Origin of the sequence: Mycobacterium sp., from assembly GCF_050701515.1 — a bacterium.
Taxonomy (GTDB): Bacteria; Actinomycetota; Actinomycetes; order Mycobacteriales; family Mycobacteriaceae; genus Mycobacterium.
Window position 1 is genome coordinate 1 of the sequence record NZ_JBOGDB010000319.1, and the last position, 8,032, is coordinate 8,032.

Sequence of the window (8,032 nt, forward strand, 5' to 3'; positions counted from 1 at the left end):
CGGTACCCGCCCAGCCTGGCAGATCCCACAACTGCCCGGCCAGTTCCGCGGGGCTGTCGTCGTAACCGTGCAACACCCGCACCCGCGACAGCACATCACTCGGCAGTTCGATCTCCAGATTGTCGGGCCGCAGCCAGACACCTTCACGCAACTCAGCGAACCTGTTCTGCTGCAACGTGGTTCGCAAGGCGGCGCGGGTGCGCGCATCGATGCCCACACTGGTGATCACCAACGTCGTCCAGGTACCGTCCCAGGACCGCATCTGCGGGTTGATCGCATCGTCCTGGCGTCGCTGCCGGGCCAACAGCCGGTCGGACAATCGGTAGCCGTCCTCGGATCGCACCAGGTCGCCCGCGCTCACCATCCGGGTCAGCGCCACCCGCAGCGTGGGCTCTCTGATGTCGAAATCCGCTGTCAACCGGATCAATTCGCTCGCGGTGGCCCACGCGGGATGCGCACCGAGCAGCACGCTCAGCACGACCGACCGCGCCGTCATCCGGGATAGCGTTTTCGGCACGGCTATACCCCGGAGGCCTTGCGGCCGTGATCGCCGAACGGCTCGTCGCGGTGGCGCACAGCGTCGCGGAAGCCGTGTTCCCGCGCGTCGGCGACAAAGGCGTGGCCTTCGGGGGTGTGGCGTGCGATGCCGTCGAAGACCGTGCTCATCATCCGGCTCGTCGCGACGCCCTGCTGCAGCAGTGCGGAGTTCATCGCCAGCTTGACCATGATCAGCTGGTTCACCGGCAGCGCCGCGATGCGTTCGACGAGCCGCTCGGTGCGCTCGTCGAGATCCTTCGGGTCGGCCGCCTCGACGGCCAGACCCCATTCCGCCGCCTGTGCTCCGGTGATGCAATCGCCGGTCAGCAGAAGACGTTTCGCGCGCTGGTCGCCGAGCCGGTGCGCCCACATCCCGGCGGCCGGCACGCCCCACACCCGGGTCGGCGGATATCCGATCTTGGCGTCGGATGCGGCGATGACCTGGTCGGCGTGCAGGGCGATGTCGGTGCCACCGGCAACGCAATAGCCGTGGATCTTCACCACCGTCGGCTTGTCGGCGTGCAGCAGGCTGGAGAAGCCGCGGACGAAGCGGCTCATCATCTGGTAGTCGATCATCGGGTCCCACGGCTGATCGGGCAGATGGTTGATCGCCTGGGTCTTGCCGGACAGCACGGTGTCCTGGTACGGGCTGCCGCCGCCGGCCGACGACGACCCCTCGGCGTAGGCGGACAGGTCGAAACCGGCGCAAAACCCCTCGCCGCGCCCGGAGACCAGGATGACGTGAACGTTTGGATCCAGGTCGGCCCGCTCGACGAGCGCAGAGAGTTCCAGCGGAGTGTCGGCGACGATCGCGTTGCCTTTTTCGGGGCGGTTGAAGGTGATTCGCGCAACCCGACCGGTGACCTCGTAGGTCATCGTCTGCAGGTTGTCGAAATCGACGGGCCTGATGGCGTGCGTCATCCTTTGACCAGTGCCCGTTCCAGGATCGGCGCCAGGTCCAGGCCGGAAGGCATGGTGCCGTAGGCGCTGCCCCACTGGCCGCCCAGTCGGGTGGCGAGGAACGCTTCGGCGACCGCGGGATGCCCATGGCGCACCAGCAGCGAGCCCTGCAGCGCCAGGCTGATGTCCTCGGCGACCTTGCGGGCCCGATACTGAACCGTGTCAAGGTCGTCGAGCTGCGGCTTGAGACCGTCGACGTGGGCGTCCAGCCGTGCGTCCTGCCCGGTGGTCTTGGCGAGTTCGTCGAACAGCACGTCGACGCATTCGGGTCGAGTTGCGATGGCGCGCAACGTGTCCAGCGCGCTGACGTTGCCCGAACCCTCCCAGATGCCCATCAGCGGCGCCTCGCGGTACAGCCGCGGCATGCCGGACTCCTCGACATAGCCGTTGCCGCCCAGGCATTCCATCGCCTCGGCCGCGTGCCCGGTGGCGCGCTTGCACACCCAGTACTTGCTGGCCGCCAGGCCGATGCGGCGCAGCAGCGCCTCGCGGTCGTCGCCGCGTGCGACGCTGTCGGTGGCCCCGGCCATCCGCATCGCGACGACGGTGGCCGCCTCGGCCTCGACGGCCAGATCGGCGAGCACGTTGCGCATCAGCGGCTGGTCAATCAGGTAGGCGCCGAACACCTTTCGATGCTGCGCATGGTGGATGGCGCGAGTAAGGCCACTGCGCATGCTGGTGGCGCTGCCCAGCGTGCAGTCCAGCCGGGTCAGGTTGACCATCTCGATGATGGTGGGCACCCCGCGGCCCTCCTCGACCACCAGCCACGCGGTCGCGCCGTCGTACTCGACCTCCGATGAGGCGTTGGCATGATTGCCCAGCTTGTCCTTGAGCCGCTGCAACAACATTCGGTTGCGGCTGCCGTCCGGCAGCACCCGGGGCAGGAAGAAACAGGACAGCCCGCCCGGCGCCTGGGCCAACACCAGGAACACGTCGCACATCGGCGCCGAGGTGAACCATTTGTGCCCGGTCAGGCGGTAACTGCCGTCGGCGTTGGGTGTCGCCTGGGTGGTGCCGGCCCGCACGTCGGACCCGCCCTGCTTCTCGGTCATCGACATGCCGGCGGTGATGCCGGCCTTCGTGGTCGGCACCGTGAGCTCGGGGTCGTAGCGGCGGCTGGTCAGCAGCGGCTCGTAGACCTCGGCCAGCGCGGGGTTGTGGCGCAGCGCGGGAACCACGGCATAGGTCATCGAGATCGGGCAGATGTGGCCGGGTTCGGGCGTCCACACCGAGGTCTTGGCGGCCCGGACGACGTGCGCGCCCGGCCGGTCGTCGGCCCACGGCGCGGCGTGCAGGCCATGACCGATCGCCACCGTCATCAGCTCGTGGTAGGCCGGATCGTACTCGACCTCGTCGACCCGATTGCCGTAGCGGTCGTGGGTGTGCAGGATCGGCTGATTGCGATCGGCCAGCTCGCCCCAGCGTTGCGCCTGCGAGCTGCCGGACAGCGCGCCGAGTTCGGTGACCTCGTCGAGGCCCCACTCGCCGCCTTCGCGGATCAGTGCCTCGGTCAGCACCGGCGATGTGGCCGGGTTGTAGTTCTCCAGCGGAGGAACCTGGTTGGTGACGACATGCGTGTCTGGCATGCCACCCATGTTACATTTCCTCAACAGCCGCACAAGAGTCGTAATACTGGGCTTTTGCCCCGAGACCTACTCCTTGAGGCGCGCGGTGACCGCGGTCAGCACCTGCTCGGCCGATGCGAAGAACGACCCGATGTGCCCTTGGCCCGCAATGACGTCGAGTGTCGCGCGGAGAGCGTCGACGTCGGCACGCACGTGCGGCATGATCCAGTCCTCGGATCCCACGTAATACGTTGCAGGGCAGCGGATCGAGGCCGGGTCGACGAATCGGGTGGGTCGCAGCGAACCGTCGATGGCCGCCGCTACGGCTAGCGCGTCGTTGCTCTCCTCGATCATCTTTTGAAAGTCTCGGTCGGTGACATTGAGTGCCTGCCAGAGCGCGGACCAGTTGCCATTGCGCAGGAAGCCCGCCAGTGGTGCCAGCAGCCGGCCGACCTCCTCTTCGTGAGCGTGCATCGCGTAGGCGGCGACGACAACGCGGCCCACCCGGTCGGGATAACGGCTGGCCAGGCTGCACGCCAGCCAGCCGCCACGCGAATAACCCCACACGGTCGCGCTGTCGACGCCCTCGGCGTCGAGCACCGCGACAAGATCCGACGTCACTCCCGCGGCTTCGTATGAAGCGGCGTCGTGTGGAGCATCGCTGGCTCCGTGCCCGAGCGGATCGATATTGATCACCCGCCAGTCCCGGGCGAGGGCCGCGACGTATCCGAAGTCGCGCCAGTGCCGCGCCGCGCACAGCGTCCCGGCAACGAGCACCAGGGGCGGCCCGCCGCCATCAACGGTGTAATCGATCGTGAAACCGCGTGACGACGTCTCAGGCATTCTCTGGCGACGCCCGTCGTGACTTGAACAGGTTTACGGCCACCAGCACCACCGCGGCCAGCGCCCAGCCGAGGAGAATGTCGACGACGTAATGCTCGGCGGTGTACACCAACGTGAACGCCATGATGAGCGGGTAGGCCACCAGCAGCGGCCGCCACCCGCGATGAACCCCGTTCCACAGGAACGCCCCCACCGCCAGCGTCAGGGCCGCATGCAGCGACGGGATCGCCGCCACCAGGTTGACGCTGGCTTGGCCCTGGTCGATCAACGCGGTTGCGGAGTGCAGATTCAGCTTGCCCCAGCCCCGGCCGACTATTCGCTCCACCCAGCCGTTGGCGCCGTCCTGGCTCATCTGCATCGAGCCGAGTAGACCGCCGTCGGGGACACCGCGCGCCGGACGGAACATGCAACGGGGATCCGACGGCCCACTTCCGACGTCGGCGGCGGTGCAGCGGGCCGCGGCCCACGGTGGTGCGGCCGGCAGGACGGCATAGATCATCAACGCGGCGAACGACAGTCCGACGAACAGCTTGACGAAGGCCTTCCATTCGTCGCGGTTTCGCAGCCACAGCACGCCCGCGATCACGTACGGAAGGATGAAGAACGACATGTAAACCGTGCTGATGGCGATCTCCCACCACGGAGGATGCGGGAGTTTGAGCCGTTCCTGCAGCCAGACGGTCGGCATGGTCCCGAAGAACAACCACCGGTCGGCGTCGGCCTGCCAATGCCACATGGTCGGTCGTCCGATGACCTCGGCCGCGCCCCGGCTGAGGTCGTAGGCGACAAGGACCAACGCGAACGGCAGCCAGTCGCGAACGACGTAGAGCACCCGCCGGCCCTGCCCGATGCTCGCCGCGAATAGCCCGGTGCAGATGTAGAGCAGCAACAGCTCGCGGTTGAACGCGAAGCCGGTTGTCGCCGTCCGGTAGACCACCACGACTGCCCACGTCGCAACGGCAACACGTCGCACAATGGTGAGCCAACGTTCGCGAGTCTTGACCGGATCGTCGGCTTGCGCCAACGCAATTGACTGGTCGACTATCACGGACACTCCGATGAGCCTAGTTCACCCGATCGCCACCTGGGGTTTAAGGGTCGTTCAGCCCACGTGTTCGCGGAGGAAGGCGATGTCGTCCTTGCGGCCCTCGTCGGCGGTCTCGCAGATCACCGGCGCATCGGCGGCCTTCACGACGGCAACCAGCAGATCGGGATCGATCTGGCCGGTGCCGAAGTTGGCGTGCCGGTCCGCACCCGAACCCGCGGCGTCCCTGGAGTCGTTGCAGTGCACCAGGTCGATGCGGCCGGTGATGCCCATGATCCGCTCCACGGCGTCGACGAGCTTCTCGCCGGCCGCCCAGGCGTGACAGGTGTCCAGGCAGAACCCGATGCCGCTGTCGGCGATGTGGTCCCACAGCCGGGCGATGGTGTCGAAGTGGCGCGCCATCGCATGGTCGCCGCCCGCGGTGTTCTCCAGGTATAGCTGTACGTCGGTTTCGAGGTACTTGAGCGCCTTGACCCACCGCTCGAAGCCGGCCTCCATGTCGTTGTCGTCGGCGTGGCCGCCGTGCACGATGACGGCGGTCGCGTTGACCTCCGACGCCGCGTCGCAGGTGTCCTGCAGGATCTTTCGCGACGGGATGCGCACCCGGTTGTTGGCCGACGCCACGTTGATCAGATACGGCGCGTGCACATACAGCGGAATCGGGGACTGCCGCAGCGCCTCGGCGTCGTCGCGCGGTTTGGGTTTCTTCCAGCTCTGCGGGTTGCCGAGGAAGAACTGCACCGCGTCGGCGCCGTCGGCCTCGGCGGCGGCAAGCGGATCGTCCAGGTGGACGTGCGAACCAATGAGCACGCGGCCAGTCTATGCGGGCGGCACGACAGCCCGCGAACGTGAACCCACTGCGAAAAATCGCCGGAATTCTCGCAGTGGCTTCACGTTCGGCGCACGACCTTAGCGGTAGTCGCTGTAGCCGTAGTCGTCCAGCGGAACCGCGGCTCCGGTGCCCTGGCCGAAGTCGGGGCTGTAGTACTGATCCTCGTAGGACGGGATCGTGTACGCGGCGGCCCGCGCCTCTTCGGTCGGCTCCACCTGGATGTTGCGGTACTGGCTGATGCCGGTACCGGCCGGGATCAGCTTGCCGATGATCACGTTCTCCTTCAGACCGTTGAGCTTGTCGCTGCGGCAGTTGATCGCCGCGTCGGTGAGCACTCGCGTGGTCTCCTGGAACGACGCCGCCGACAGCCTCGAGTCGGTGGCCAGCGACGCCTTGGTGATGCCCATCAGCACCGGACGACCGGCCGCGGGCTCAGCGCCCTCGGCGACCACCCGACGGTTCTCGGCCACGAAGTCGCCGCGCTCGGTCAGCGAGCCGGGCAGGAACTCCGTGCTGCCCGAGTCGATGATCGTGACGCGCCGCAGCATCTGCCGGACGATCACCTCGATGTGCTTGTCGTGGATCGACACGCCCTGAGCGCGGTATACCTCCTGGACCTCCTTGACGAGGTGGATCTGCACCTCGCGGGGGCCCTGGACACGCAGCACCTCGTGCGGGTCCGCCGAGCCTTCCATCAGCTGCTGGCCCACCTCGACGTGGTCGTCGTCGGCGAGCAGCCGCTCGGTGCCGTCCTCGTGCTTGAACACCTTCAGCCGCCGGTTGCGCTTCGGCAGCTTGTCGTAGACGACTTCCTCGCCACCGTCATCCGGGACGATGGTGATCTTGTAGAAGGTCTCCGTCTCCTCCAACCGCACCCGGCCGGTGACGTCGGCGATGGGCGCCTTGTTGCGCGGCACTCGGGCCTCGAACAGCTCCTGCACGCGGGGCAGACCACCGGTGATGTCCTCACCGACACCGCCCTGGTGGAAGGTGCGCATGGTCAGCTGCGTGCCGGGCTCGCCGATGGACTGCGCGGCCACGATGCCGACGGCCTCGCCGATGTCGACCAGCTTGCCGGTGGCCATCGAACGGCCGTAGCACATCGCACACACGCCGGTGCCGGTGGCGCAGGTCAGCACCGAGCGCACCTTGACCTCGGTGATGCCCGCGCCCAGCAGCGCCTCGATGGCTGGGTCACCGAGATCGTGACCCCGCTCGACGACGACGTTGCCCTTCTCGTCGGTGGCACCGGCGGCCAAAGTCCGCGCGTAGGCCGAGGTTTCGATGTGCGGGTCGCGAATCATCGAGTCGGTCTGCAGCTCGGCCAGCGTGACGTTGATACCGCGCTCGGTCTCGCAGTCGCGCTCGCGGACGATCACATCCTGCGAAACGTCCACCAGACGACGGGTCAGGTAACCCGAGTCGGCGGTGCGAAGAGCGGTGTCCGCCAGACCCTTTCGGGCACCGTGGGTGTTGATGAAGTACTCCAGCACCGTCAGGCCCTCACGGAACGAGGACTTGACCGGCCGCGGAATGAACTCACCCTTCGGGTTGGTCACCAGACCCTTCATGCCGGACAGCGTGCGGGTTTGGGTGAAGTTACCCGTCGCACCGGAGTCGACGATCGTGATGATCGGGTTGTCCTCCGGGTAGTGCTTTCGCAACGCTTCACCGACCTCTTCGGTCGCCTGCTGCCAGATCTTCACGAGTTCGCCGTTGCGCTCGTCGTGGTTCAAAGCACCGCGCTGGTACTTCTTCTCGATCCCGTCGGCTTCCTTCTCGTAGCGGTCCAGGATCTCCTGCTTGTTCGGCGGCACCAGCACGTCGGCCATCGACACGGTGACACCCGAGCGGGTGGCCCAGTAGAAGCCGGTGTCCTTGAGCTTGTCCACGGTCTGCGCGACCACGATCATCGGGTAGCGCTCGGCCAGGTCGTTGATGATCGCCGCCTGCACCTTCTTGTGCATCTGCTGGTTGATGAACGGATAGCTCGTCGGCAGCAGCTCTTTGAACATCACCCGGCCCAGCGTGGTCTCCGCCGTCCAGGCGTCGCCCGGCTTCCAGCCCGAGTCACCGAACAGCGCGGCCTCGATCTCGGCGGGCGGACGCAGATGCGTCAACCGCACCTTGATCTTGGCCCGCACCGACAGCGCGCCGCGGTCGAGCGCCATGATCGCCTCGGCCGGCGACGCGTACACACCCGACTCCGGCTTGTCCTTGGCGGCCGGCTGGTATTCGCCGGGATCGCCC

6 protein-coding genes and 1 pseudogene are annotated in these 8,032 nt (G+C 67.1%); all 7 read right to left on the bottom strand.

Features of this window, described 5'->3' with window-relative positions; translation table 11 throughout:
* On the bottom strand, positions 1-496 hold a 496-nt coding region (locus ACRDU5_RS22925; RefSeq protein ID WP_526617284.1), incomplete at its 3' end, for a PaaX domain-containing protein, C- domain protein.
* 23 nt (positions 497-519) lie between these two features.
* On the bottom strand, positions 520-1,458 hold the full coding sequence (locus ACRDU5_RS22930; RefSeq protein ID WP_526617285.1) for an enoyl-CoA hydratase/isomerase family protein: 939 nt from the start codon (positions 1,456-1,458) through the stop codon (positions 520-522).
* Positions 1,455-3,083, bottom strand: coding sequence for an acyl-CoA dehydrogenase family protein (locus ACRDU5_RS22935; RefSeq protein ID WP_526617286.1), 1,629 nt, complete (start codon positions 3,081-3,083; stop codon positions 1,455-1,457). The genes ACRDU5_RS22930 and ACRDU5_RS22935 overlap by 4 nt, the downstream gene beginning before the upstream one ends.
* Before the next feature lie 66 nt (positions 3,084-3,149).
* Positions 3,150-3,905, bottom strand: coding sequence for an alpha/beta fold hydrolase (locus ACRDU5_RS22940; protein WP_526617287.1), 756 nt, complete (start codon positions 3,903-3,905; stop codon positions 3,150-3,152).
* Positions 3,898-4,959, bottom strand: a complete 1,062-nt coding sequence (locus ACRDU5_RS22945) for a phosphatase PAP2 family protein (RefSeq protein WP_526617288.1) — start codon at positions 4,957-4,959, stop codon at positions 3,898-3,900. The genes ACRDU5_RS22940 and ACRDU5_RS22945 overlap by 8 nt, the downstream gene beginning before the upstream one ends.
* Before the next feature lie 48 nt (positions 4,960-5,007).
* Positions 5,008-5,760, bottom strand: a complete 753-nt coding sequence (locus ACRDU5_RS22950; RefSeq protein WP_526617289.1) for a deoxyribonuclease IV — start codon at positions 5,758-5,760, stop codon at positions 5,008-5,010.
* A 99-nt stretch (positions 5,761-5,859) separates the two neighbouring features.
* A pseudogene (locus tag ACRDU5_RS22955) lies at positions 5,860-8,032 on the bottom strand (DNA-directed RNA polymerase subunit beta'); the annotation flags it as partial.